Origin of the sequence: Enterobacter sp. JS8-1 (assembly GCF_049187015.1) — a bacterium.
In the GTDB taxonomy this organism is placed as follows: Bacteria; Pseudomonadota; Gammaproteobacteria; order Enterobacterales; family Enterobacteriaceae; genus Enterobacter; species Enterobacter mori.
In genome coordinates this window covers 4,250,009-4,274,235 of the sequence record NZ_CP185805.1, presented here as the reverse complement: position 1 = coordinate 4,274,235, position 24,227 = coordinate 4,250,009, and the positions used below count along the sequence as shown (strand labels likewise).

Here is a 24,227-nt window from a genome sequence, read left to right as displayed (position 1 = left end):
CTTCATTACACTACGCCTGCGCGCAGAAGATCATGCATATGTACCACACCCAGCAACTGGTCGCCATCGGCAACCATCACTGCGGTAATATGACGGGACTGCATCAGGTTCAGGACATCTACCGCAAGGATGCCCGGACGCACGCGAATTCCGCCTGGCGTCATGACGTCTGCGATACCCAATGTGCGAACGTCCACGCCCATATCGAACACCCGGCGTAAGTCGCCGTCGGTGAATATTCCCTGAATTTTCATCAGATCGTCGCACACCACCGTCATACCCAGATTTTTACGGGTAATTTCCAGTAACGCGTCGCGCAGGGAAGCCTCTTTGCTGACGTGAGGGATCTCATCGCCCGTGTGCATAATATCGTTGACCCTGAGCAGCAGCTTACGGCCCAGCGCACCGCCTGGGTGAGAAAGCGCAAAATCTTCAGGGGTAAAACCACGGGCTTCAAGCAGCGCAACGGCAAGGGCATCGCCCATCACCAGTGCTGCCGTCGTGCTGGACGTTGGCGCAAGGCCAAGCGGGCAGGCTTCTTTGGGCACTTTTACGCACAGATGAATATCCGCCGCACGCGCCATGCTGCTTTCCGGGCGGCTGGTCATACAGATAAGCGGGACCTGTAGTCTCTTCAGTACCGGGATCAGGGCCAGGATCTCATTGGATTCACCGGAATTTGACAGCGCGATAACCACGTCCTGTGGGGTGACCATCCCGAGGTCGCCGTGCGCCGCTTCCCCTGGGTGCACGAAGAACGATGACGTTCCCGTGCTGGCAAAGGTTGCCGCCATTTTGCGTCCAATGTGGCCGGACTTGCCCATTCCCATTACCACGACTTTACCGGCACAGTAGAGTATCTTCTCACATGCCAGACTAAAATCCTGATTAATGTACTGATCTAACTGCGCCAGACCTTCACGTTCAATCTCCAGAACCTCTTTTCCTGCTTTCTGAAAGTCAAAACCCGGCTGCAATTCTATTTGCGACATAATGCGTTTCCGTTTACCCAGAGAGAAGCGGCGAGAGCCAGTACAGCATCGCCATCCATACGATAAATCCACCCGTCAGCAGTGCGCCTGCGCCTTTGCCAATTTGTCGTTGCCGCCGCCAGCAGAGCAGGGCAAAAATGACGCTGACAAGCAACATCACTCCGTAATCGCGCGTGAACGCCATCGGGTTAAACGGCCCCGGTGAGATCAGGGCTGGCAGGCCCGTCACGATCGCGATATTGAAAATATTCGAGCCGATGATATTACCAATGGCGATATCATCTTCACCTTTGCGCGCGCCCGCGATGGCGGTGGCCAGCTCAGGCAGACTGGTACCGATAGCAATCACCGTCAGGCCGATTGTCAGTTCGCTCATGGCGAAATAGTTTGCCAGCACCGTCGCGTTGTCGACGACCATGCGCGTTGCCATCGGCATAATGATCAGCGCGACGCCCAGCCACAATAACGCCACGGGCAGCGTACCTTCACGCGGGAGTTCGGCAACCTGTTCTCGGGTCAGGCTGTCGTGCCCCTGTTTTTCTGCCTGACGGGCGATTTTAACACTATACAGCAGCCATATCGCGGCGAGAGCGAGCAAGAAAATGCCATCATCGTAGCTCAGCACCCCGTCATACAGCACATAGCCCGCCAGCAGGCTTACGATTAACATTAGCGGCAATTCACGGCGCAGAACATCGGAATGCACGCGAAATGGGTGCAGCAATGCGGCTAAACCTAAAATCAGTAGGATGTTGACGATGTTGGAGCCAATCGCGGTGCCAATAGCAAGGTCTGTCTGGTCATGCAGCGATGCCGTGACAGAGACGATGATTTCAGGGAGAGAGGTGCCAACACTAACAACCGTCATTCCGATGACGAGAGGGGGGACGCCAATCAGTCGGCACAAAATTGATGCGGCAAACACTAAACGGTCAGCACTGTAGACCACCAAAAGTAAACCAATTATTAACAGTGCTGTTGCTAAAAGCATCAAAAGTCCTTTCTTCAGGTATACTTGCCGGTCCACCGCGCAGGAATTGTTGGCGCTGCATACAGCCTGAGTCGTAACGAATTCCTAATTTTGACTTTATGCGCCGGAAAAGTAAAACAAATGCCAGCTTTCGCTAACCGCTACAGGCAATATTCTGTAAAAATGTGGCGTTTAGGGCTGATTTAAGCCTCATGCTTAGCCTGAGGCAGGGTAAGAAAGGAACCATAAATGAGCCAAACGATGGCGAATTTAGTCGATGTCCGTGGTGTCAGTTTCTCTCGCGGCAACCGATTGATATTTGATGATATTTCGCTGACTGTGCCGCATGGCAAAATCACCGCCATTATGGGCCCGTCAGGGATCGGTAAAACGACGTTGCTGCGTCTTATTGGGGGGCAAATTCCCCCGGACGGCGGCGAAATCCTCTTCGACGGCGAGAACGTCCCGGAGATGTCGCGCTCGCGTCTGTATACCGTCCGCAAACGCATGAGCATGCTCTTTCAGTCGGGGGCTTTGTTCACGGATATGAACGTCTTTGACAACGTGGCGTACCCGCTGCGTGAACATACCCATCTACCGCCCGAACTGCTGAAAAGCACCGTCATGATGAAGCTTGAAGCCGTTGGTCTGCGGGGCGCGGCGAAATTGATGCCGTCTGAACTCTCTGGCGGTATGGCTCGCCGTGCCGCGCTGGCGCGTGCCATTGCGCTTGAACCCGATTTAATCATGTTTGACGAACCGTTTGTGGGACAAGACCCTATCACCATGGGCGTGCTGGTGAAGTTAATTTCTGAATTAAACAGCGCGCTGGGCGTCACCTGCATTGTGGTATCTCACGATGTGCCGGAAGTGTTGAGCATTGCCGATTACGCCTACATCGTGGCGGACAAAAAGATCGTCGCACACGGTAGCGCCCAGGCGCTGCAGGAAAATTGCGATCCGCGGGTGCGGCAGTTCCTCGACGGTATTGCCGATGGCCCTGTGCCATTCCGCTACCCGGCTGGCGACTATCGTGACGATTTACTGGGAATAGGGAGTTAAGCCACTCATGCTGTTAAATGCGTTGGCTGCGCTCGGACACCGTGGCATAAAAACCATCAGGACGTTCGGGCGTGCCGGATTGATGTTATTCAACGCGCTGGTCGGCAAACCGGAATTCCGCAAGCATGCGCCTTTGCTGGTGCGGCAACTTTATAATGTCGGCGTGTTGTCGATGCTGATCATCATCGTGTCCGGTCTGTTTATTGGTATGGTGCTTGGGCTGCAAGGCTACCTGGTGCTGACAACCTACAGTGCGGAAACCAGCCTCGGAATGCTGGTGGCGCTCTCGCTACTGCGTGAGCTGGGGCCGGTTGTTGCTGCGCTGCTGTTCGCCGGACGCGCGGGCTCTGCCTTAACGGCAGAAATCGGATTGATGCGCGCCACCGAGCAACTTTCCAGTATGGAAATGATGGCGGTCGATCCGCTGCGTCGCGTCATCTCACCGCGTTTTTGGGCGGGTGTGATTTCGTTACCGCTGCTGACTATCCTCTTTGTGGCGGTCGGTATCTGGGGTGGGTCGTTAGTCGGCGTGCACTGGAAAGGTATTGATGCCGGTTTCTTCTGGTCCGCGATGCAGGACGCCATCGACCTGCGGATGGATCTTGTGAACTGTCTAATCAAGAGCGTGGTCTTTGCCATTACGGTCACCTGGATTGCGTTATTCAACGGGTATGATGCTATTCCAACCTCGGCAGGCATCAGCCGTGCAACGACACGTACCGTCGTTCATTCGTCGCTGGCCGTACTGGGTCTGGATTTTGTGCTCACCGCACTGATGTTTGGGAATTGAGTTCATGCAAACGAGAAAAAATGAAATTTGGGTTGGCGTATTCCTGTTACTGGCGCTGCTGGCAGCCCTGTTTATCTGCCTGAGAGCGGCGGATATCACCTCTGTCCGCACCGAGCCGACGTATCGCGTTTATGCCACCTTCGATAACATCGGTGGCCTGAAGGCGCGCTCACCGGTCCGTATTGGCGGCGTGGTGATTGGACGCGTATCAGACATTACGCTGGATGAGAAAACCTATCTGCCGCGCGTAGCGATGGATATTGAAGAGCGTTATAACCACATTCCTGATACCAGCTCGCTCTCCATCCGTACCTCCGGTCTGCTTGGCGAACAATATCTGGCACTTAACGTTGGCTTTGAAGATCCTGAGCTGGGAACGACTATCCTTAAAGACGGGAGCGTGATCCAGGATACGAAGTCCGCGATGGTGCTGGAAGATATGATTGGTCAGTTCCTTTACAACAGTAAAGGGGATGATAAAAAGTCTGACGCTGCCCCTGCGCAGAGTGAAGACCCTACCAATGTTGCGCCAACCCCTGGTGCTGCGAATTAATTTCAGGAGAAGTCATTCATGTTTAAACGACTGCTAATGGTTGCCATGTTGGTCATTGCCCCTCTCACTGCGGCACAGGCTGCAGATCAGAGCAACCCGTACAAACAGATGGACGCGGCCGCGAAGAAAACCTTCGATCGTCTTAAAAACGAACAGCCGAAGATTCGTGCTAATCCTGATTACCTGCGTGATGTGGTCGATCAGGAACTGTTGCCGTATGTGCAGATCAAATATGCAGGCGCGCTGGTGCTGGGCCGTTACTACAAAGATGCGACCCCTGCACAGCGTGAGGCTTACTTTGCTGCGTTCCGTGAATACCTGAAACAGGCTTACGGCCAGGCGCTGGCCATGTACCACGGCCAGACCTACCAGATTGCGCCTGAACAGCCGCTGGGCGATGCCACCATCGTGCCTATCCGCGTGACGATTAACGATCCTAACGGCCGTCCGCCGGTTCGTCTGGACTTCCAGTGGCGTAAAAACAGCCAGACTGGAAACTGGCAGGCGTATGACATGATTGCCGAAGGGGTGAGCATGATCACCACCAAACAGAACGAGTGGAGCGACCTGCTGCGCACGAAAGGCATTGATGGCCTGACCGCACAGCTGCAGTCTATCTCTCGTCAGAAAATTACCCTGGACGAGAAAAAGTAATGTCGCAGCAACTGAGCTGGTCGCGTGAAGGCGAGACGTTAAAGCTGTCTGGTGAGCTCGATCAGGATCTGCTGAACCCGCTGTGGGATAAACGCCACGAAGCCATGCAGGGCGTGACGCTGATTGATTTAAGCGATGTCTCGCGGGTCGATACGGCGGGTGTTGCGCTGCTCACCCATCTGATCGCAGTGGGTAAAACGCAGGGAGCAAGCGTCAGGCTTCACGGCGCGAGCGATAACGTCATGACCCTGGCGCAGCTTTATAACCTGCCTCAGGACGTTTTACCGCACTAATATTTTCAGTGCGTTACTTCTGAAAGCCCTGACAGTTTCATCGTCGGGGCTTTTTGCTTGTTTAAGACGACGCCACTTTGCTCTAAGATGTTGGGCTTGTTTTCACTATCAGATGATATAGACCCCATGGAAAATAATGAAATCCAGGCAGTGCTGATGAATGCACTCACCCTTCAGGAAGTCCACGTCTCAGGCGATGGCAGTCACTTCCAGGTTATTGCTGTGGGTGAGATCTTTGACGGGATGAGTCGTGTGAAGAAACAGCAGGCTGTCTATGCGCCGCTGATGGAATACATTGCGGATAACCGCATCCACGCCCTGTCGATTAAAGCGTTCACCCCGCAAGAGTGGGCACGCGATCGCAAACTAAACGGTTTTTGAGCTGAGGGCGAGACGCCCGCAGCACGGTTGAATTTATAAGAGAGCAATTACATGGACAAATTTCGTGTACAGGGGCCAACGCGTCTCCAGGGCGAAGTCACAATTTCTGGCGCAAAAAACGCTGCGCTGCCCATCCTCTTTGCTGCATTGCTCGCGGAAGAGCCGGTAGAAATTCAGAACGTACCTAAGCTGAAAGATATCGACACCACCATGAAGTTGCTCACCCAGTTGGGCACGAAAGTCGAGCGTAACGGCTCCGTCTGGATCGACGCCAGCAACGTGAACAACTTCTCTGCGCCATACGATCTGGTGAAAACCATGCGCGCATCCATCTGGGCGCTTGGCCCGCTGGTGGCGCGTTTTGGTCAGGGTCAGGTATCACTGCCGGGCGGCTGCGCCATCGGTGCGCGTCCGGTTGACCTGCACATCTTTGGCCTGGAGAAACTGGGCGCGGAGATCAAACTGGAAGAAGGTTACGTCAAGGCGTCCGTTAACGGTCGTCTGAAAGGTGCACACATTGTCATGGACAAAGTGAGCGTGGGCGCTACCGTCACCATTATGTCTGCGGCGACGCTGGCAGAAGGCACGACCATCATCGAAAACGCCGCACGTGAACCGGAAATTGTGGATACCGCAAACTTCCTCGTGGCGCTGGGTGCGAAGATTTCCGGCCAGGGCACTGACCGTATCACCATCGAAGGCGTTGAACGCCTTGGCGGCGGTGTTTATCGCGTTCTGCCGGACCGTATCGAAACCGGTACTTTCCTGGTCGCTGCGGCGATCTCTGGCGGTAAGATTGTTTGTCGCAACGCACAGCCTGATACCCTGGATGCGGTGCTGGCTAAACTGCGCGATGCGGGTGCGGATATCGAAATCGGCGAAGACTGGATCAGCCTTGATATGCACGGCCAGCGTCCAAAAGCCGTCAATGTGCGTACTGCACCGCATCCTGCGTTCCCGACGGACATGCAGGCTCAGTTTACGCTGTTAAACCTGGTTGCTGAAGGCACTGGCTTCATCACTGAAACCATCTTCGAGAACCGCTTTATGCACGTACCGGAACTCATCCGTATGGGCGCACACGCTGAGATCGAAAGCAACACGGTCATTTGCCACGGCGTGGAAAAACTGTCTGGTGCGCAGGTGATGGCAACCGATCTTCGTGCGTCTGCAAGCCTGGTGCTGGCTGGGTGTATCGCGGAAGGGACGACCGTTGTTGACCGTATCTACCACATCGATCGTGGCTATGAGCGTATCGAAGACAAACTGCGCGCGCTGGGTGCAAATATCGAGCGTGTGAAAGGCGAGTAATCGTTCTTGCACCCCCCTGGCCTGTAAAGGCCGGGGGATTGCTGATGCTGTCAAATTTGCAGTGTTACTTCGACTGCTCCTTCTGCAACTTCTTCTGGCGCATCGTGCGCGTTCTGTCGATAAATTCGTGAGTTATGGGGTCGTGATAGCGTGACGGCCAGATGATCCACGGGTGCGTTTCCAGCGCCGTCGCAATAATCAATTCTCCCTTCGGCCACGGGCGAGTCAGTGCGTTTGCCAGCGTCGATGAACTCAACCCGTTACGGCGCGATTCCGCCGCCAGTGATGTCCCTTTTTTGCGCAGTGCCGCAATAATATCCGCTGAGTGCCAGTCGATCAGTTTCATATCCATAAAGCTGTCCTTGTGTTCGTTTTCACCCACGCCATTTCTTCTGAAATGACAGGGCTACTATACCTTCTTCGAACATGTGTTCTAAAAAGTTCGCGTTACTGGAAGCAATATTCAGAATATGACATGGCTTTATTCATGCGGGATGTAAGCCGATGATTTAACATGGTTATGGAATTTATTGGTGCTTATTAGAATCTCCCCGTGTAGCCACGGGGAGAAGGGGGAAGGATTAACGATCGCGTTGAACGGCGATATGGGCAAGGCCAATCAGCGCATCACGCCACGGGCTGCCCGGAATCACCTGAAGTGCTTCGATGGCTTTATCTGCCTCTTCTTCAGCACGCTGACGCGTCCATTCCAGCGATCCGCAGAGTGCCATTGTTTCCAGTACAGGTTCCAGAAGATGGCGACCATTTCCTTGCTCGATCGCTTCACGGATCAGTTTCGCCTGCTCGGGGGTTCCGTGACGCATTGCATGGAGCAGCGGCAGCGTTGGTTTACCTTCGTTCAGGTCATCCCCAACGTTTTTGCCGAGCGTTTCGCCATCGGCACTGTAGTCCAGCAAATCATCGATCAGCTGGAAGGCAGTCCCCAGATAACGGCCATAATCCTGAAGCCCTTTTTCCTGGGCTTCAGTGCAGCCAGCAAGGATGCCAGAGCATTGCGCCGCCGCTTCAAACAGGCGCGCCGTCTTGCTGTAAATCACGCGCATGTAGTTTTCTTCGGTGATATCCGGGTCGTTAACGTTCATCAACTGCAGGACTTCACCTTCAGCGATAACGTTTACCGCTTCAGACATCACTTCCAGCACTTTCAGCGAGCCGAGGCTGGTCATCATCTGGAAAGCACGGGTATAGATGAAATCCCCCACCAGAACGCTGGCTGCGTTGCCAAATGCTGCGTTCGCGGTTGCTTTGCCACGGCGCATGTCTGATTCATCCACCACGTCATCATGCAGCAGCGTGGCTGTGTGGATAAATTCGATCAGGGCCGCAATCGTGACGTGGGCATTTCCCTGATAGCCAACGGCGCGAGCGGCCAGAATGGCAATCATCGGGCGAATGCGTTTACCGCCGCCGCTAACGATGTAATAGCCCAACTGATTGATCAGCTGAACATCAGAGTTGAGTTGCTCCAGGATTGCTGCATTCACACCCGCCATATCTTGCGCGGTTAACTCGTTGATTTTTTCTAAATTCATCGCAAAAGCCGGGCTTTTTATCCTGTTTATCCCACGGAGTGTGGGTTCACAAAGGGTTTCGGTTTATCAATAGTATCGCTGATTGTACTGAAAAAACGGCTCAGATAAACGTTACCGTACGTGTTGTGTTTTTTTTCTTCATGTATTGATGGTAGCACTTGTCAAAGGCTCGCGTTTTGCGTAATATTCGCGCCCTATTGTGAATATTTATAGCGCACTCTGATTCATACGAGGATGTGCGCGGAAGCGGAGTTTATATGTACGCGGTTTTCCAAAGTGGTGGTAAACAACACCGAGTAAGCGAAGGTCAGACCATTCGCCTGGAAAAGCTGGACATCGCAACTGGCGAATCTGTTGAATTCGCTGAAGTTCTGATGATCGCAAACGGTGAAGAAGTCAAAATCGGCGTTCCTTTCGTTGATGGCGGCGTGATCAAAGCTGAAGTTGTTGCACACGGTCGTGGCGAGAAAGTTAAAATCGTTAAGTTTCGTCGTCGTAAGCACTACCGTAAGCAGCAGGGCCACCGTCAGTGGTTCACTGATGTGAAAATTACTGGCATCAGCGCCTAAGACCTGAGGAGAGATTTAAATGGCACATAAAAAGGCTGGCGGCTCCACACGTAACGGTCGCGATTCAGAAGCTAAACGCCTTGGCGTTAAGCGTTTCGGTGGCGAATCCGTTCTGGCGGGTAGCATCATCGTTCGTCAACGTGGTACCAAATTCCACGCTGGCAACAACGTAGGTTGCGGTCGTGACCACACTCTGTTTGCTAAAGCAGACGGTAAAGTGAAATTTGAAGTTAAAGGCCCGAACAACCGTAAATACATCAGCATCGTTGCTGAGTAAGGTTTTCTCGGTCCGGTAACGGATTAAAGCCCCGCAACGTGTTGCGGGGCTTTTTACATTGGAAACCCGGAAAATTTTCTGTAGGGAAAACGGGCATGAAGCAGCAGGCCGGCATAGGTATTCTTTTGGCGCTCACCACCGCAATGTGCTGGGGTGCACTGCCAATTGCAATGAAGCAGGTACTGGACGTGATGGAGCCGCCGACGGTAGTGTTTTATCGCTTCCTGATGGCAAGCATAGGCCTCGGTGCCATTCTGGCGATCAAAGGTAAGCTTCCACCGCTGCGTCTCTTCCGAAAGCCGCGCTGGCTGGTTTTACTGGCTATTGCGACGGGCGGTCTGTTCGGTAACTTCATCCTGTTTAGCTCCTCCCTGCAATACCTCAGCCCCACGGCGTCGCAGGTGATCGGCCAGCTTTCACCGGTCGGCATGATGGTCGCCAGCGTCTTTATCCTCAAGGAGAAGATGCGCGGAACGCAGATTATCGGGGCGAGCATGCTGCTCTGTGGTCTGGTGATGTTTTTCAACACCAGCCTGGTTGAGATTTTCACCCGCCTGACGGATTACACCTGGGGTGTGATTTTCGGTGTCGGGGCAGCAACGGTCTGGGTGAGTTATGGCGTCGCACAAAAGGTGTTATTGCGTCGTCTGGCCTCACCGCAGATCCTCCTTTTATTGTACACTTTGTGTACAATAGCATTACTGCCGTTAGCAAAGCCGGGTGCGATTACTCAGCTTAGCGACTGGCAACTGGCGTGCCTCATCTTTTGTGGGCTTAATACGCTGGTCGGTTATGGCGCGCTGGCTGAGGCAATGGCGCGCTGGCAGGCAGCGCAGGTCAGTGCGTTAATCACGCTGACTCCGCTGTTTACGCTGTTATTTTCAGATTTGTTATCAATGGCCTGGCCCGATGTCTTCGTCAAGCCGATGCTCAACTTGTTGGGTTATCTCGGTGCGTTTGTCGTGGTTGCGGGTGCGATGTATTCCGCCATTGGTCATCGTCTCTGGGGGCGTTGGCGCAAAAATGAAGCGGTCGTAGTAGTCCCCCGCTCAGGCGAATGAGTTACGGAGAGTAAAATGAAGTTTGTTGATGAAGCGACGATTCTGGTCGTGGCAGGTGATGGCGGTAACGGTTGTGTAAGCTTCCGCCGTGAAAAATATATTCCTCGTGGCGGCCCTGACGGCGGTGACGGTGGCGATGGTGGTGACGTGTGGCTGGAGGCGGATGAAAACCTCAACACGCTGATCGACTACCGTTTCGAAAAATCTTTCCGTGCCGAGCGCGGCCAGAACGGCCAGAGCCGTGACTGTACGGGTAAACGTGGTAAAGACGTCAACATCAAGGTTCCGGTCGGTACGCGTGTGATTGACCAGGGCACCGGTGAAACCATGGGTGATATGACCAAACACGGTCAGCGCCTGCTGGTTGCTAAAGGTGGCTGGCACGGTCTGGGTAACAGCCGTTTTAAGTCATCGGTTAACCGTGCTCCGCGTCAGAAAACCATGGGGACACCGGGCGATACGCGCGAGCTGCAGCTGGAACTGATGCTGCTGGCTGACGTCGGTATGCTGGGTATGCCTAACGCCGGTAAATCGACGTTTATCCGTGCTGTATCAGCCGCTAAGCCAAAAGTGGCGGATTATCCGTTTACGACGCTGGTGCCAAGCCTGGGCGTTGTCCGTATGGACCACGAAAAGAGCTTTGTTGTCGCTGATATCCCTGGTTTGATCGAGGGCGCAGCAGAAGGCGCAGGACTGGGTATTCGCTTCCTGAAACACCTTGAGCGCTGCCGCGTATTGCTGCACATCGTTGATATTAATCCAATCGATGAGTCCGATCCGGTCGAAAACGCCCGTATCATCATTGGCGAACTGGAAAAATACAGCGAAAAACTCGCAGGTAAGCCACGCTGGCTGGTCTTCAACAAGATCGACCTGATGGATAAAGCCGAAGCTGAAGCAAAAGCGAAAGCCATTGCTGAAGCGATGGGTTGGGAAGATAAATATTACCTGATCTCTGCGGCAAGCCAGGTTGGCGTGAAAGATCTCTGCTGGGATGTGATGACCTTTATCATCGAGAACCCAATCGTTCAGGCGGAAGAGGCGAAACAGCCTGAAAAAGTCGAATTCATGTGGGATGACTACCACCGTCAGCAGCTCGAAGAGCTGGAAGCGGAAGACGATGATGAAGACTGGGACGATGACTGGGATGAAGACGACGAAGAAGGCGTTGAGTTCATCTACAAGCATTAATACCTGAAAGAAGCCCCGCTAAGGGGCTTTTTTTTATCCTAACGTCGACGGCAACCAGCAGCTGGCGATTAAGCCGCCCTCAGCGCCGTTCTCCAGCATTAAATTACCATGGTGGAGTTGAACGATACGCTGAACAATACTCAGCCCCAGGCCGCTGCCACCGTAGCGCTGGTCGAGCCGACGGAAAGGCTCGGTAATGGACTGTCGATGTGCCTCATCGATTCCGGGGCCCTGATCCACCACGCTGACCTGCGTTCCGCCGTCAATTTCCACTAATTTCACTTCGATGGTCGTCCCCGTTGGGCTATAGCGGGCGGCATTCTCCAGCAAATTTCTGAGCATCAGGCGCAGGAGTACGGCGTCTCCCTGCACGGTAAGCGTGCTTTTAGCGGGCCATATCACCGTATGGTCTTTGGCTTCGAGCTCAAGACCCAGCGGCGCAATAATATTCTCTGTCCAGTTGACGGTATCGTAGTGACCGCTTGCCATCGCCTGTCCGGCTCGCGCCAGCATGAGCAGTTGCTCAACGGTGTGCATCAACTGATCGATACGACTAATCAACGTGGTGGCTTGTGGTGAGCCAGACTGGGCCATTAATTCCAGATGTAACCGAATCCCGGCAAGCGGTGTGCGTAGCTCGTGTGCGGCATCAGCGGTGAAAAGACGCTCCTGCTGTAGGGTGTGATCAAGACGCGCCAGCAGTTGGTTTAGCGATGTCGTCACTGCGCCAATTTCTTCCATATCGGAATACATGGGCAGCGGCGTCAGATTGTCGGCTGACCGGTTGGCCAGGCTGGCCCGTAATTTGTTAAGCGGCCGGGTTATCCAGGTCACCGCCCAGAAGGAGAAGAGCAGGGTAAAACCGACCATCACCAGAGAAGGGACCAGCAGCGACGCAATCGCTTCACGGATCTCTTTCTCAACGTGCTTGTTACGTGCTTTCGCCGAGAGTGTTTCATTCACCAGAAAGCCAATCTGTTCACGGCTTTCATGCCATAACCAGATGACGCTTATTAACTGAAAAAACAGCAAGATAATCGCCAGCAAAACCATTAATCGCCGACGCATACTGTTCATTTCTGGCTCTCCAGGCGGTATCCAACGCCACGGACTGTTTTGATCCGTTCTTTGCCGAGCTTGCGGCGCAGATTGTGAATATGAACTTCAAGGGTATTTGAACCCGGATCGTCCTGCCAGGAGTAGATATCCTGCTGCAGCGTCTCGCGATGTACTGTTTGACCGCTCCGCATGATGAGACGCGTCAGGAGGGCAAATTCTTTTGGGGTCACTTCGACAGGCTGGGACTTACGCAACACCTGCTGCGTCTGAAGATTCAGCGTAATATCACCATCGGTCAGCATGTTATCGCTGTGTCCCTGATAGCGGCGGATCAGTGCCCGCACACGCGCCTGAAGTTCTGCGAGGGCAAAAGGTTTAACCAGATAATCATCCGCACCGGCGTCCAGACCGTGAATGCGGTCTTCAATGGCATCGCGCGCCGTGAGGATCAGCACGGGATTTTCAACGCCACGGCGGCGCCACTGGCTGAGCAGCGTCGCGCCGTCTTTATCCGGTAAACCTAAATCGAGGATCACCAGGCTATATTCACCGCTCTGGATCAGCGCATCGGCTTCTGCCGCCGTAGCGGCGCAATCGAGCGCGTATCCTTCATTCGCCAGCGCGAGCGCCAACCCTTCCTGCAATAACAAATCGTCTTCAACTATGAGTAGTTTCATCGTTAGTTATTCTGGTAGATGTCCTTGTATAGCCTGCTTTCGAAGCGCACCAGTGGAATACGGCGATTACGCTGATCGGTCGGTTCGACGGCATAGCCGGAAAGATACTGCACGAATGCCATGCGTTGTCCGCTGGCTGTGGTGATAAAGCCTGCAAGGTTATAAACCCCCTGCAGCGAACCTGTTTTCGCTGACACTTTGCCATCAACACCCGCAGCATGAAGCCCTGCCCGATACTGAAGCGAACCGTCATGCCCGGCAAGTGGCAGCATCGAAATAAAGTTTAGCTCAGTGTCATGTTGGGCAATGTACTGAAGCACTTGCATCATGGTGGCTGGGGAGATCAGATTGTGACGCGATAACCCGGAGCCATCGACGGCGATGGTATTACCAAGATCGATCCCCGCCTGCTGGCGCAGGATCTGACGAACGGCGTCTGACCCCGCACGCCAGGTACCGGGTACGCCGAAACGGGCGTGACCAATCATGCGGAACACGGTGTCAGCAATCATGTTATCTGACTTTTTCAGCATAATCCTAAGCAGGTCATGTAGTGGCGCAGACTGCTTGCTGGCGATGACGGTACCCGGTTGATTAACCTGTGTCTGACGCATCAGTGAGCCAGAATAGGTGATGCCAGCCTGTTTCAGTTCGTCTTTCAGTATCGCACCCGCATAACCCGCTCCGTCCTGAATGGCGAAGGCCAGCGGCAACGGATCGGCACGCTGCGTCAGGCAGCCGGTGAGAGTGAAACGGTTAAGATCGCCCGGCACGACGTCAAGTTCGCAATACTGCGCATCCGGCGATCCTTTTGCTAATGTGCGTACCTGGCTGAACATCGTGACCGGGTAATAGGACGCTACGCGGATAAAGGCTAAATCATCCGGCTTGGGGGCGCTGTAGAGCGACACGGAGAAGCAGTTACGGTCAACGATGGCCGCAGCAGGCGGGGCGCTAAAGCACTGCGTCATGTCATTCCACGGCCAGCCAGGCGCTTTATCGTGGCTGGCGAAAATGGAGGTATCGATCAGCACGTTGCCATCGATTTTTGTCACGCCGGATTTTTTCAGCACCACCACCATATTGCGGATATCCTGGCGCTTGAAGGTTGGATCACCCCCAAAGCGGGCAATCAGATCGCCTTTCAGTTCGCCCCCTTCGACGTTACCTTTGGTTTCAAGCGTGGTAGTAAACCGGAAGTCAGGGCCAAGCTGAAGCAGGGCGGCGAGCGCAGTGATCACCTTCTGGGTACTGGCAGGCAGCGCCATCTGTTGACTGTGAAAGTCAATGTCAGGGGCCTGGGCGCCAACCTTCTGCACCATTAGCGCAAGATTAGCGCCTGCGGGCAGCTGATTAATGTACTCATCAACGTTCGCGGCCTGAGCGGCGAACGCCATACTGGTAGTCAATCCGATGATAAAACTGGAAAATCGCATAATCTCGCGCTAACAACCCGAAAACAAACCGTCATACTACGGTGCATAGCACTGCAAAGTAAACGATGACCCATAGTGAACTTCGCGGTAAAATGCGTATCAAATTGAAAAATTGCTGCTGACCTGGGGCGTTGCTCCCGGGTCGGTTTTCTTTTTGCTTCTTGCCCGCTTAGGGGGGCAGGAGCAGGGAACACTGCTCCCAACAGGAATGTTTAAGAGGTATAACAAATGCAAGCTATTCCGATGACCTTACGTGGTGCCGAAAAACTGCGCGAAGAGCTGGATTTCCTGAAATCCGTGCGTCGCCCTGAAATCATCGCCGCTATCGCGGATGCGCGCGAGCATGGCGACCTGAAAGAGAACGCTGAATACCATGCGGCGCGTGAGCAGCAGGGCTTCTGTGAAGGGCGTATTAAAGACATCGAAGCAAAGCTGTCTAATGCGCAGGTGATCGACATCACTAAGATGCCAAACAATGGCCGCGTGATCTTTGGTTGTACCGTGAGCGTCCTGAATCTGGACAACGACGAAGAGCAGACCTACCGCATCGTGGGTGACGATGAGGCTGACTTTAAGCAGAACCTGATTTCAGTGAACTCACCCATCGCGCGTGGCCTGATTGGCAAAGAGCAAGACGATGTAGTCGTGATCCGTACCCCAGGTGGTGAAGTGGAATACGAAATTATTAAGGTCGAGTACCTGTAATTCGCTTCTCCACTGAGATGTTGATACATTGTAAAGAAAAGAAAAAGGCCGCATAGCGGCCTTTTAACAACTCAAGGAGCGTGGCATTTTGCTCACCTGCTGACAGAAATCCCTCGTTTTACACAGAAAATGTGTTCGATTAGGGATATCCTTAACGTGGCAGCGAGATTTTGCGCTCTTTAGATGGGCGGTAGAGCACCAGCGTTTTACCGATGACCTGTACATTACAGGCGCCGGTTTCGCGCACGATGGCTTCCACGATCAGGTTTTTAGTGTCTCTGTCTTCAGAGGCGATTTTCACCTTGATCAGCTCGTGGTGTTCCAGCGCTTGTTCAATCTCGGCAAGCACCCCTTCGGTCAAACCATTGTTGCCAAGCATAACTACAGGCTTGAGCGGATGTGCCAGACCTTTAAGGTGCTGTTTTTGTTTAGTACTCAGATTCATCGTATATTTTTGCTTACGTTGGGATTGAAAACGGTTCATTCTACCGCCATCTCCCTAATATCGCCAAATAGCAGCGTAGAAATTTACGTCAAAGGTAAGCAACGATGAACCCGGACGGAAAAGTTAAATGACAGGTAAAAAGCGTTCTGCCAGTTCCAGCCGCTGGCTTCAGGAACACTTTAGCGATAAATATGTTCTGCAGGCGCAGAAAAAGGGGTTACGTTCCCGCGCCTGGTTTAAACTTGATGAAATACAGCAAAGTGACAAACTTTTTAAACCGGGGATGACGGTTGTTGACCTCGGTGCTGCCCCTGGCGGATGGTCCCAGTATGCGGTAACGCAGATCGGCGGAGCGGGTCGAATCATCGCATGCGATCTTTTACCAATGGATCCCATCGTCGGTGTCGACTTCCTTCAGGGCGATTTTCGTGATGAATTAGTGCTAAAAGCGTTACTTGAACGTGTGGGTGACAGTAAGGTCCAGGTTGTCATGTCTGATATGGCACCAAATATGTGCGGAACACCGGCGGTGGATATCCCCCGCGGCATGTATCTGGTGGAGCTAGCGTTAGAAATGTGTCGTGATGTACTAGCGCCTGGTGGTAGTTTTGTTGTGAAGGTGTTTCAGGGCGAAGGTTTCGAGGAGTACCTTAAGGAAATTCGCTCCCTGTTTGCGAAGGTTAAAGTTCGTAAGCCGGACTCTTCCCGGGCGCGTTCCCGTGAAGTGTATATTGTAGCGACCGGGCGAAAATGATAACCGGTAGATTTCAGGCGAAAGTTTGAATGAAACTGGATATAGAGTATCCTGACGCTGTTTTTAACACAGTTGTAATGTGAGGTTAATCCCTTGAGTGACATGGCGAAAAACCTAATTCTCTGGCTGGTCATTGCCGTCGTGCTGATGTCAGTATTCCAGAGCTTTGGGCCCAGCGAGTCGAATGGCCGCAAGGTGGATTATTCTACCTTCCTGCAGGAGGTCAATCAGGACCAGGTTCGCGAAGCGCGTATCAACGGACGTGAGATAAACGTTACCAAGAAAGATAGTAACCGTTACACGACCTACATCCCGGTGAACGATCCTAAGCTGCTCGATAACCTTCTGACTAAAAACGTCAAAGTGGTCGGCGAGCCGCCAGAAGAACCAAGCCTGCTGGCTTCTATCTTCATTTCCTGGTTCCCGATGCTGCTTCTTATCGGCGTCTGGATCTTCTTTATGCGTCAGATGCAGGGCGGCGGTGGCAAAGGTGCCATGTCGTTCGGTAAGAGCAAAGCGCGTATGCTGACGGAAGATCAGATCAAGACCACGTTTGCTGACGTTGCAGGTTGTGACGAAGCAAAAGAAGAAGTGGGCGAACTGGTTGAATACCTGCGTGAGCCGAGCCGTTTCCAGAAACTGGGCGGTAAGATCCCGAAAGGCGTTCTGATGGTGGGTCCTCCGGGTACCGGTAAAACCCTGCTGGCGAAAGCTATCGCGGGTGAAGCGAAGGTGCCGTTCTTTACTATTTCAGGTTCTGACTTCGTAGAAATGTTCGTGGGTGTGGGTGCATCTCGTGTGCGTGACATGTTCGAACAGGCCAAGAAGGCAGCACCGTGCATCATCTTCATCGATGAAATCGACGCCGTAGGCCGCCAGCGTGGCGCAGGTCTGGGCGGTGGTCATGATGAACGTGAGCAGACGCTGAACCAGATGCTGGTTGAAATGGACGGCTTCGAAGGTAACGAAGGTATTATCGTTATCGCGGCGACTAACCGTCCGGACGTACTTGACCCAGCGCTGCTGCGTCCAGGCCGTTTCGACCGTCAGGTCGTGGTGGGTCTGCCGGATGTTCGTGGTCGTGAACAGATTCTGAAAGTCCACATGCGTCGTGTACCGCTGGCGCCAGATATCGACGCAGCAATTATTGCGCGCGGTACCCCGGGCTTCTCCGGTGCGGACCTGGCTAACCTGGTCAACGAAGCTGCCCTGTTTGCCGCTCGCGGTAACAAACGCGTGGTGTCCATGGTGGAGTTCGAGAAAGCGAAAGACAAAATCATGATGGGTGCGGAACGTCGCTCCATGGTGATGACGGAAGCGCAGAAAGAGTCCACGGCATACCACGAAGCAGGTCACGCGATTATCGGTCGCCTGGTACCGGAACACGATCCGGTTCATAAAGTGACGATTATCCCACGTGGTCGCGCGCTGGGTGTGACCTTCTTCCTGCCTGAAGGCGACGCGATCAGCGCCAGCCGTCAGAAGCTGGAAAGCCAGATCTCGACCCTGTACGGCGGTCGTCTGGCAGAAGAGATTATCTATGGTGTTGAACATGTTTCTACCGGTGCGTCCAACGACATCAAAGTCGCGACAAACCTGGCACGTAACATGGTGACGCAGTGGGGCTTCTCCGACAAACTCGGTCCGCTGCTGTATGCAGAGGAAGAGGGTGAAGTGTTCCTGGGCCGTTCTGTGGCTAAAGCGAAACATATGTCCGATGAGACGGCACGTATCATCGACCAGGAAGTAAAATCTTTGGTAGAGCGTAACTATGCACGTGCTCGCCAGATCCTGAACGACAATATGGATATCCTGCATTCGATGAAAGATGCGCTCATGAAATATGAGACCATCGATGCACCGCAGATTGACGACCTGATGGCACGCCGTGAAGTGCGTCCGCCAGCTGGCTGGGAAGATCCAGGTGCTTCCAACAATTCTGACAATAATGGCACCCCGCGTGCGCCGCGCCCGGTTGATGAACCGCGTACGCCAAACCCGGGTAATACCATGTCAGAACAGTTGGGCGACAAGTAAGTCTCTTCTGTTGAAATGTTTGTCTGTACTTCAAACCCTGGAGCTTGCTCCGGGGTTTTTCTTATCCGTTAAACCTTATAAATACCAGGGATTTTAGCCATGAAACTCTTCGCCCAGGACTCGCATCTCGATCTCTCGCATCCGCATGTGATGGGGATCCTGAATGTTACCCCTGACTCCTTCTCTGACGGCGGCACGCATAACACGCTTATCGAGGCGGTTAAGCACGCAAATTTAATGATCAATGCAGGTGCCACCATCATTGATGTCGGTGGAGAATCGACGCGCCCGGGCGCGGCGGACGTTTCTGTGGAAGAAGAGCTGGCGCGCGTGGTGCCCGTGGTTGAGGCTATTGCTCAGCGATTTGAGGTGTGGATCTCCGTTGACACGTCGAAACCTGAGGTGATTCGTGAAGTGGCGAGAGTGGGCGCTCACATTATCAATGACATTCGCTCACTGACTGAGCCTGGCGCGATTGAGGCGGCGGCGGAAACTGGCCTACCGGTCTGCCTGATGCACATGCAGGGGCAGCCGAAAACCATGCAGGAAGCGCCGAAGTACGACGATGTCTTTGCCGATGTGAATCGCTTCTTTATTGAGCATATTGCGCGCTGCGAGCGTGCGGGTATCGCAAAAGAGAAATTGCTGCTCGACCCGGGGTTCGGTTTCGGTAAAAATCTCTCTCACAATTATGCGCTGCTTGCGCGCTTATCAGAATTTCATCACTTCGGCCTGCCGTTGTTGGTGGGGATGTCGAGAAAGTCGATGATTGGGCAGTTGCTGAATGTGGGGCCGAGTGAACGCCTGAGTGGTAGCCTGGCCTGCGCGGTGATCGCGGCGATGCAAGGCGCGCACATTATTCGTGTCCATGACGTAAAAGAAACAGTAGAAGCCATGCGTGTGGTGGAAGCCACACTGGCAGCGAAGGAAAACAAACGCTATGAGTAATCGTAAATATTTTGGTACCGATGGTATCCGTGGGCGCGTAGGCGATGCTCCAATCACCCCTGATTTTGTCCTGAAGCTGGGTTGGGCTGCTGGCAAGGTGCTTGCACGTCATGGTTCCCGTAAGATCATCATCGGTAAAGACACCCGTATTTCAGGCTATATGCTGGAATCTGCGCTGGAAGCCGGTCTGGCAGCGGCGGGGCTTTCTGCCTCCTTTACAGGCCCAATGCCAACGCCTGCTGTGGCTTACCTGACGCGCACCTTCCGTGCGGAAGCGGGGATTGTTATCTCGGCTTCTCATAACCCGTTCTACGACAACGGCATCAAGTTCTTCTCCATTGACGGCACCAAGCTGCCGGATGATGTTGAAGAGGCCATTGAAGCGGAAATGGAAAAAGAGATCACCTGTGTCGACTCCGCTGAGCTGGGTAAAGCGAACCGTATCGTCGATGCCGCGGGTCGCTATATCGAATTCTGCAAAGGCACCTTCCCGAATGAGCTGAGTCTGGCCCATCTTAAAATTGTGGTGGACTGTGCAAACGGCGCGACCTACCACATTGCTCCGAATGTTTTCCGCGAGTTGGGTGCGAAAGTCATCACCATCGGCTGTGAGCCGGATGGTCTTAACATCAACGAAGAAGTGGGAGCGACGGACGTGCGTGCCCTGCAGGCGCGCGTGCTGGCGGAAAAAGCCGATCTGGGTATTGCTCTCGATGGCGACGGTGACCGTGTGATCATGGTTGACCACGAAGGTAACAAGGTCGACGGCGATCAGATCCTCTACATCATTGCACGTGAAGGTCTGCGTCAAGGGCAGCTGCGTGGCGGCGCGGTAGGTACGCTGATGAGCAACATGGGCCTTGAGCTGGCGCTGAAACAGCTCGGTATTCCGTTTGTCCGCGCGAAAGTGGGAGACCGCTATGTGCTGGAAAAATTGCAGGAGAAGGGCTGGCGAATCGGTGCGGAAAACTCCGGTCACGTGATCCTGCTCGATAAAACCACCACCGGTGACGGCATCGTGGCGGGTCTGCAGGTTGTTGCTGCCATGGCGCGCAACCATATGAGCCTGCACGATCTCTGCAGCGGTATGAAGATGTTCCCGCAAATCCTCGTTAACGTGCGTTTCACAGCGGGTAAAGGCGATCCGCTTGAAAATGACAACGTGAAAGCGGTGATGGCTGACGTTGAAGCGGCCCTGGGCAATCGTGGCCGTGTACTGCTGCGTAAATCGGGTACCGAGCCACTGATTCGCGTGATGGTTGAAGGCGAAGACGAAGCGCAGGTGACTGAATTCGCGCATCGCATTGCGGATGCGGTGAAAGCTGCATAACTTTTCACAGTAAGTGTTTAAAAAGGCGGCGCTTGCCGCCTTTGTTTTAAGCATTTAATGGCTTTTTGCTGTTTTTTTCCGCAGTTGATACAATGCGTCGAAAATGCCCTTGCGAAGGTCATTCGCTTTGGTTAGTATTCACACCCGCTTCAGTGGGAAACAAAAATCCTGCTAATTGGTCGAAGCATTGGTATGCGGCAAATCCGCAAGGAACAGGTTGATTATGTACGAAGCTCTTTTAGTTATTTTCCTTATTGTAGCCATCGCTCTTGTAGCGCTGATCATGCTGCAGCAAGGTAAAGGCGCTGATATGGGAGCCTCCTTCGGAGCAGGCGCTTCCGGTACGCTGTTTGGTTCAAGTGGTTCTGCGAACTTCATGACCCGTACAACGGCGATTCTGGCTACGCTGTTCTTCATCATCAGTCTGGTGCTGGGTAATATCAACAGCAACAAGACCAGTAAAGGAAGCGAGTGGGAAAATCTGAGCGCGCCAGCGAAAACTGAGCAAACTCAGCCAGCTGCACCGGCTAAGCCGACCAGCGATATCCCGCAGTAAGTATTCAGTACCGAGGTGGTGGAATTGGTAGACACGCTACCTTGAGGTGGTAGTGCCCTAACGGGCTTGTGGGTTCGAGTCCCATCCTCGGTACCAATATTCCAGAAGAAAGACGTCGCAAGACGTCTTTTTTTTCGTCTGTATATTGTGGTGGCGGCCAAAATGACGGGTGGCGCTGCGCTTACCCGCCCTAAAAATACCAAATAAAAAAGGCGCCTGTTGGGCGCCTTTTGCATGTCTTGCAGTCGATTACTTCTTATCGCTGTGTTCCAGGTTCTCAACCTGCGGCAGTCCGTTACCTGAGTTCGCGGAAAGCAAGCCATTCTCAATATAGTTGAACAGCTTCTCACGGGTATCGGTGATGTCCAGGTTACGCATGGTCAGTTGACCGATACGGTCATCCGGAGAGAAGACCGAATCACCTTTCTCCATGGTCAGACGTTCTGCTTTATAGGTCAGGTTGTCAGACACGGTATTCAGGATGGAGTAGTCATTGCCGCGACGCAGTTCCAGCGTTACTTCACCGGTGATCGCGCTTGCCACCCAACGCTGCAGTGCATCACGCAGCATCAGCGCCTGCGGATCGAACCAGCGGCCCTGGTACAGCAGTTTACCCAACTGACGACCATGAGAGTGATACTGTTCGATAGTGTCTTCGTTATGAATACCGGTCAGCAGGCGCTCGTAAGCGATGTGCAGCAGCGCCATTCCCGGGGCTTCATAGATGCCACGGCTTTTCGCTTCGATGATACGGTTTTCAATCTGATCGCTCATGCCCAGACCGTGACGACCGCCAATGCGGTTAGCTTCCAGCATCAGCTCAACGTCGTCTGAGAAAGTTTTACCGTTCAGAGCAACCGGATGGCCGCGCTCGAAGCGTACGGTGACTTCTTCAGCCTGAATTTTGACGTTCTCGTCCCAGAACTTCACGCCCATGATCGGGTTAACGATCTTCACGCTGGAGTTCAGGAATTCCAGGTCTTTCGCTTCGTGCGTTGCACCCAGCATATTGGAGTCGGTGGAGTACGCTTTTTCGACGGACATCTTATAGTCAAAACCGCAGGCAATCATGAATTCAGACATCTCATGACGACCACCCAGTTCGTCGATGAAGTCAGTATCCAGCCACGGTTTGTAAATCTGCAGCTCGGCGTTGGTCAGCAGGCCATAACGATAGAAACGTTCGATATCGTTGCCTTTATAGGTACTGCCGTCACCCCAGATATTCACGCCATCTTCTTTCATGGCGGCAACCAGCATGGTGCCCGTCACGGCGCGGCCCAGCGGAGTGGTATTGAAATAGGTCAGGCCGCCAGTGGTGTTATGAAAAGCACCGCACTGAATCGCAGCGATACCTTCGGCTACCAGCTGTTTGCGGCAGTCAATCAGTCGTGCGTTCTCTGCGCCATACTCCATGGCACGACGAGGGATCGCGTCATAATCTTCCTCATCTGGCTGTCCCAGGTTCGCAGTATATGCATACGGAACCGCTCCCTTTTGGCGCATCCACAGCAGTGCAGCGCTGGTATCCAGGCCGCCTGAGAAAGCGATGCCAATACGTTGTCCTACCGGAAGATGCTTGAGAATCGTCGTCATATAATAAAACCCTGCTTGATTGACTGATTAGAGACCGCTTTCGCTCTCTTGTGCATTTTTATGCAAAATAAGTGAGTATTCATTTAATCATCTTTTGCCGAAGACCGGAAGAGACTCATGCGTTTTTTGTAAAAAATTTGGTCTAATCGATCTGGCGGAAGTCGCCTTGACAGGCGGGGTCAACTATCAATATACTGAACGCCGATTTTACGTCCCGTCTTCGGTACCAAATCCCAGCATTATTTGCATTTTCTACCTAAAACGCGTAGAATTTGCCACGTTTCAGGCGCGGGGTGGAGCAGCCTGGTAGCTCGTCGGGCTCATAACCCGAAGGTCGTCGGTTCAAATCCGGCCCCCGCAACCACTTTCCCATAAAGTTCTTTTTCAAATATACTGTGAAGACTTAGAGCCTTCGTAGCTGGATTTGAAAAAATTCTTTCGGAGAGTGCTCCAGGCCACAGTTGTGGCTATAGGGTTCAGTTATCTAAAGCCCCGATTTATCGGGGTTTTTTGTTATCTGACTACAGAATAACTGGGCTTTACGCCCTTTTTTTATGTCTTGGGGGTGGGCTTGTCCACATTAGAGCAAAAATTAACAGAGATGATTACTGCACCGGTCGAAGCACTGGGCTACGAACTGGTCGGCATCGAATTCGTTCGCGGCCGTACATCGACGCTGCGCATCTATATTGATAGTGAAGATGGCATCAATGTTGATGATTGTGCTGATGTTAGCCACCAGGTGAGTGCGGTTCTTGATGTTGAAGACCCGATTACCGTTGCGTACAACCTGGAAGTTTCCTCACCTGGCCTCGATCGCCCGATGTTCACGGCCGAGCACTATGTGCGCTTTACCGGTGAAGAAGTGGCTCTCGTTCTGCGTATGGCCGTACAGAACCGCCGTAAATGGCAGGGAATTATCAAAGCCGTTGATGGTGAAATGATCACGGTGACAGTCGACGGCAAAGATGAAGTGTTCGCGCTGAGTAATATCCAGAAGGCGAACCTGGTTCCCCACTTTTAACAG

27 protein-coding genes and 2 tRNA genes are annotated in these 24,227 nt (G+C 53.2%); 20 read left to right on the top strand and 9 right to left on the bottom strand.

Translation table 11 applies throughout. The features are described from left to right. Positions 1-5 precede the first annotated feature (5 nt). On the bottom strand, positions 6-992 hold the full coding sequence (gene kdsD / locus ACOQH0_RS20375) for an arabinose-5-phosphate isomerase KdsD (RefSeq protein WP_010436053.1): 987 nt from the start codon (positions 990-992) through the stop codon (positions 6-8). 13 nt (positions 993-1,005) lie between these two features. Continuing rightward, the gene (locus ACOQH0_RS20370; RefSeq protein ID WP_089597745.1) at positions 1,006-1,983 is read right to left on the bottom strand and encodes a calcium/sodium antiporter; all 978 of its coding nucleotides are present in this window, start codon (positions 1,981-1,983) and stop codon (positions 1,006-1,008) included. A gap of 228 nt (positions 1,984-2,211) precedes the next feature. Between ACOQH0_RS20370 and mlaF the strand changes: the two genes are divergently transcribed. The 7 genes from mlaF to murA all read left to right on the top strand — a co-directional run bounded on the left by mlaF (position 2,212) and on the right by murA (position 7,006). Further along, positions 2,212-3,024 carry a phospholipid ABC transporter ATP-binding protein MlaF gene (mlaF, locus tag ACOQH0_RS20365; protein WP_010436047.1) on the top strand — a complete coding sequence of 271 codons (813 nt, stop codon included), beginning with the start codon at positions 2,212-2,214 and terminating at the stop codon, positions 3,022-3,024. Positions 3,025-3,031: 7 nt separating this feature from the next. Further along, positions 3,032-3,814, top strand: coding sequence for a lipid asymmetry maintenance ABC transporter permease subunit MlaE (gene mlaE, locus ACOQH0_RS20360; protein WP_010436044.1), 783 nt, complete (start codon positions 3,032-3,034; stop codon positions 3,812-3,814). A 4-nt stretch (positions 3,815-3,818) separates the two neighbouring features. After that, complete coding sequence (gene mlaD, locus ACOQH0_RS20355; RefSeq protein WP_010436042.1) at positions 3,819-4,367, top strand: outer membrane lipid asymmetry maintenance protein MlaD; 549 nt, start codon at positions 3,819-3,821, stop codon at positions 4,365-4,367. Between the two features lie 18 nt (positions 4,368-4,385). Then, the gene (gene mlaC / locus ACOQH0_RS20350; RefSeq protein WP_010436040.1) at positions 4,386-5,021 is read left to right on the top strand and encodes a phospholipid-binding protein MlaC; all 636 of its coding nucleotides are present in this window, start codon (positions 4,386-4,388) and stop codon (positions 5,019-5,021) included. Then, positions 5,021-5,314: a lipid asymmetry maintenance protein MlaB gene (gene mlaB / locus ACOQH0_RS20345; protein WP_010436037.1), complete on the top strand. Its 294-nt coding sequence runs from the start codon at positions 5,021-5,023 to the stop codon at positions 5,312-5,314. The genes mlaC and mlaB overlap by 1 nt, the downstream gene beginning before the upstream one ends. Positions 5,315-5,440: 126 nt before the next feature. Then, positions 5,441-5,695, top strand: a complete 255-nt coding sequence (ibaG, locus tag ACOQH0_RS20340; protein WP_010436035.1) for a BolA family iron metabolism protein IbaG — start codon at positions 5,441-5,443, stop codon at positions 5,693-5,695. Positions 5,696-5,746: 51 nt separating this feature from the next. Then, a complete protein-coding gene (gene murA, locus ACOQH0_RS20335; RefSeq protein WP_089597743.1) occupies positions 5,747-7,006 on the top strand; it encodes a UDP-N-acetylglucosamine 1-carboxyvinyltransferase in 1,260 nt (419 codons plus the stop codon). Between the two features lie 64 nt (positions 7,007-7,070). Here the strand turns inward: murA and sfsB are convergent, their stop codons facing one another. Together sfsB and ispB are read right to left on the bottom strand one after the other, a co-directional pair. Further along, positions 7,071-7,358, bottom strand: a complete 288-nt coding sequence (gene sfsB, locus ACOQH0_RS20330; protein ID WP_010436030.1) for a DNA-binding transcriptional regulator SfsB — start codon at positions 7,356-7,358, stop codon at positions 7,071-7,073. Positions 7,359-7,587: 229 nt separating this feature from the next. After that, complete coding sequence (gene ispB / locus ACOQH0_RS20325) at positions 7,588-8,559, bottom strand: octaprenyl diphosphate synthase (protein WP_421511103.1); 972 nt, start codon at positions 8,557-8,559, stop codon at positions 7,588-7,590. Positions 8,560-8,816: 257 nt separating this feature from the next. Here ispB and rplU point away from each other — a divergent pair, with 257 nt between their 5' ends. The 4 genes from rplU (at position 8,817) to cgtA (ending at position 11,657) form a co-directional block, all read left to right on the top strand. Continuing rightward, on the top strand, positions 8,817-9,128 hold the full coding sequence (gene rplU, locus ACOQH0_RS20320; RefSeq protein ID WP_010436026.1) for a 50S ribosomal protein L21: 312 nt from the start codon (positions 8,817-8,819) through the stop codon (positions 9,126-9,128). Positions 9,129-9,147: 19 nt separating this feature from the next. Further along, positions 9,148-9,405, top strand: a complete 258-nt coding sequence (rpmA, locus tag ACOQH0_RS20315; protein ID WP_004385076.1) for a 50S ribosomal protein L27 — start codon at positions 9,148-9,150, stop codon at positions 9,403-9,405. Positions 9,406-9,500: 95 nt separating this feature from the next. Then, positions 9,501-10,466 carry a DMT family transporter gene (locus tag ACOQH0_RS20310; protein WP_421511102.1) on the top strand — a complete coding sequence of 322 codons (966 nt, stop codon included), beginning with the start codon at positions 9,501-9,503 and terminating at the stop codon, positions 10,464-10,466. Positions 10,467-10,481: 15 nt separating this feature from the next. Continuing rightward, on the top strand, positions 10,482-11,657 hold the full coding sequence (gene cgtA, locus ACOQH0_RS20305) for an Obg family GTPase CgtA (RefSeq protein ID WP_029739622.1): 1,176 nt from the start codon (positions 10,482-10,484) through the stop codon (positions 11,655-11,657). A gap of 33 nt (positions 11,658-11,690) precedes the next feature. Here the strand turns inward: cgtA and pmrB are convergent, their stop codons facing one another. From pmrB to dacB, 3 genes are read right to left on the bottom strand one after another with little or no spacing between them, the layout of a single operon-like run. Further along, complete coding sequence (gene pmrB / locus ACOQH0_RS20300; RefSeq protein WP_421511101.1) at positions 11,691-12,734, bottom strand: two-component system sensor histidine kinase PmrB; 1,044 nt, start codon at positions 12,732-12,734, stop codon at positions 11,691-11,693. After that, a complete protein-coding gene (gene pmrA, locus ACOQH0_RS20295) occupies positions 12,731-13,393 on the bottom strand; it encodes a two-component system response regulator PmrA (RefSeq protein ID WP_089597742.1) in 663 nt (220 codons plus the stop codon). Before pmrA ends, pmrB begins: the two co-directional genes overlap by 4 nt. A 2-nt stretch (positions 13,394-13,395) precedes the next feature. Continuing rightward, complete coding sequence (gene dacB, locus ACOQH0_RS20290) at positions 13,396-14,829, bottom strand: serine-type D-Ala-D-Ala carboxypeptidase (protein WP_421511100.1); 1,434 nt, start codon at positions 14,827-14,829, stop codon at positions 13,396-13,398. A gap of 228 nt (positions 14,830-15,057) precedes the next feature. Between dacB and greA the strand changes: the two genes are divergently transcribed. Then, positions 15,058-15,534: a transcription elongation factor GreA gene (gene greA / locus ACOQH0_RS20285; protein WP_420985720.1), complete on the top strand. Its 477-nt coding sequence runs from the start codon at positions 15,058-15,060 to the stop codon at positions 15,532-15,534. Between the two features lie 151 nt (positions 15,535-15,685). Here greA and yhbY read toward each other — a convergent pair whose 3' ends face one another. Next, positions 15,686-15,979 carry a ribosome assembly RNA-binding protein YhbY gene (yhbY, locus tag ACOQH0_RS20280; protein ID WP_003861814.1) on the bottom strand — a complete coding sequence of 98 codons (294 nt, stop codon included), beginning with the start codon at positions 15,977-15,979 and terminating at the stop codon, positions 15,686-15,688. 127 nt (positions 15,980-16,106) lie between these two features. Between yhbY and rlmE the strand changes: the two genes are divergently transcribed. The 6 genes from rlmE (at position 16,107) to ACOQH0_RS20250 (ending at position 21,700) form a co-directional block, all read left to right on the top strand. Next, positions 16,107-16,733 carry a 23S rRNA (uridine(2552)-2'-O)-methyltransferase RlmE gene (gene rlmE / locus ACOQH0_RS20275; RefSeq protein ID WP_010436004.1) on the top strand — a complete coding sequence of 209 codons (627 nt, stop codon included), beginning with the start codon at positions 16,107-16,109 and terminating at the stop codon, positions 16,731-16,733. 102 nt (positions 16,734-16,835) lie between these two features. After that, positions 16,836-18,770, top strand: a complete 1,935-nt coding sequence (ftsH, locus tag ACOQH0_RS20270; RefSeq protein WP_010436002.1) for an ATP-dependent zinc metalloprotease FtsH — start codon at positions 16,836-16,838, stop codon at positions 18,768-18,770. 99 nt (positions 18,771-18,869) lie between these two features. Beyond that, entirely contained in the window at positions 18,870-19,718 is an 849-nt protein-coding gene (gene folP / locus ACOQH0_RS20265; protein WP_010436001.1) for a dihydropteroate synthase, read from the top strand. Then, complete coding sequence (gene glmM, locus ACOQH0_RS20260) at positions 19,711-21,048, top strand: phosphoglucosamine mutase (RefSeq protein ID WP_010436000.1); 1,338 nt, start codon at positions 19,711-19,713, stop codon at positions 21,046-21,048. Before folP ends, glmM begins: the two co-directional genes overlap by 8 nt. 223 nt (positions 21,049-21,271) lie before the next feature. Further along, positions 21,272-21,604: a preprotein translocase subunit SecG gene (gene secG / locus ACOQH0_RS20255; protein ID WP_003861803.1), complete on the top strand. Its 333-nt coding sequence runs from the start codon at positions 21,272-21,274 to the stop codon at positions 21,602-21,604. Positions 21,605-21,613: 9 nt separating this feature from the next. Next, positions 21,614-21,700: transfer RNA gene (locus ACOQH0_RS20250), tRNA-Leu, on the top strand. Between the two features lie 153 nt (positions 21,701-21,853). Here the strand turns inward: ACOQH0_RS20250 and argG are convergent. Then, positions 21,854-23,200 carry an argininosuccinate synthase gene (argG, locus tag ACOQH0_RS20245; RefSeq protein WP_010435998.1) on the bottom strand — a complete coding sequence of 449 codons (1,347 nt, stop codon included), beginning with the start codon at positions 23,198-23,200 and terminating at the stop codon, positions 21,854-21,856. Positions 23,201-23,487: 287 nt separating this feature from the next. Between argG and ACOQH0_RS20240 the strand changes: the two genes are divergently transcribed. Together ACOQH0_RS20240 and rimP are read left to right on the top strand one after the other, a co-directional pair. Beyond that, positions 23,488-23,564, top strand: a tRNA-Met gene (locus ACOQH0_RS20240). 207 nt (positions 23,565-23,771) lie between these two features. Further along, on the top strand, positions 23,772-24,224 hold the full coding sequence (gene rimP / locus ACOQH0_RS20235; RefSeq protein ID WP_032639709.1) for a ribosome maturation factor RimP: 453 nt from the start codon (positions 23,772-23,774) through the stop codon (positions 24,222-24,224). Positions 24,225-24,227: the final 3 nt, after the last annotated feature.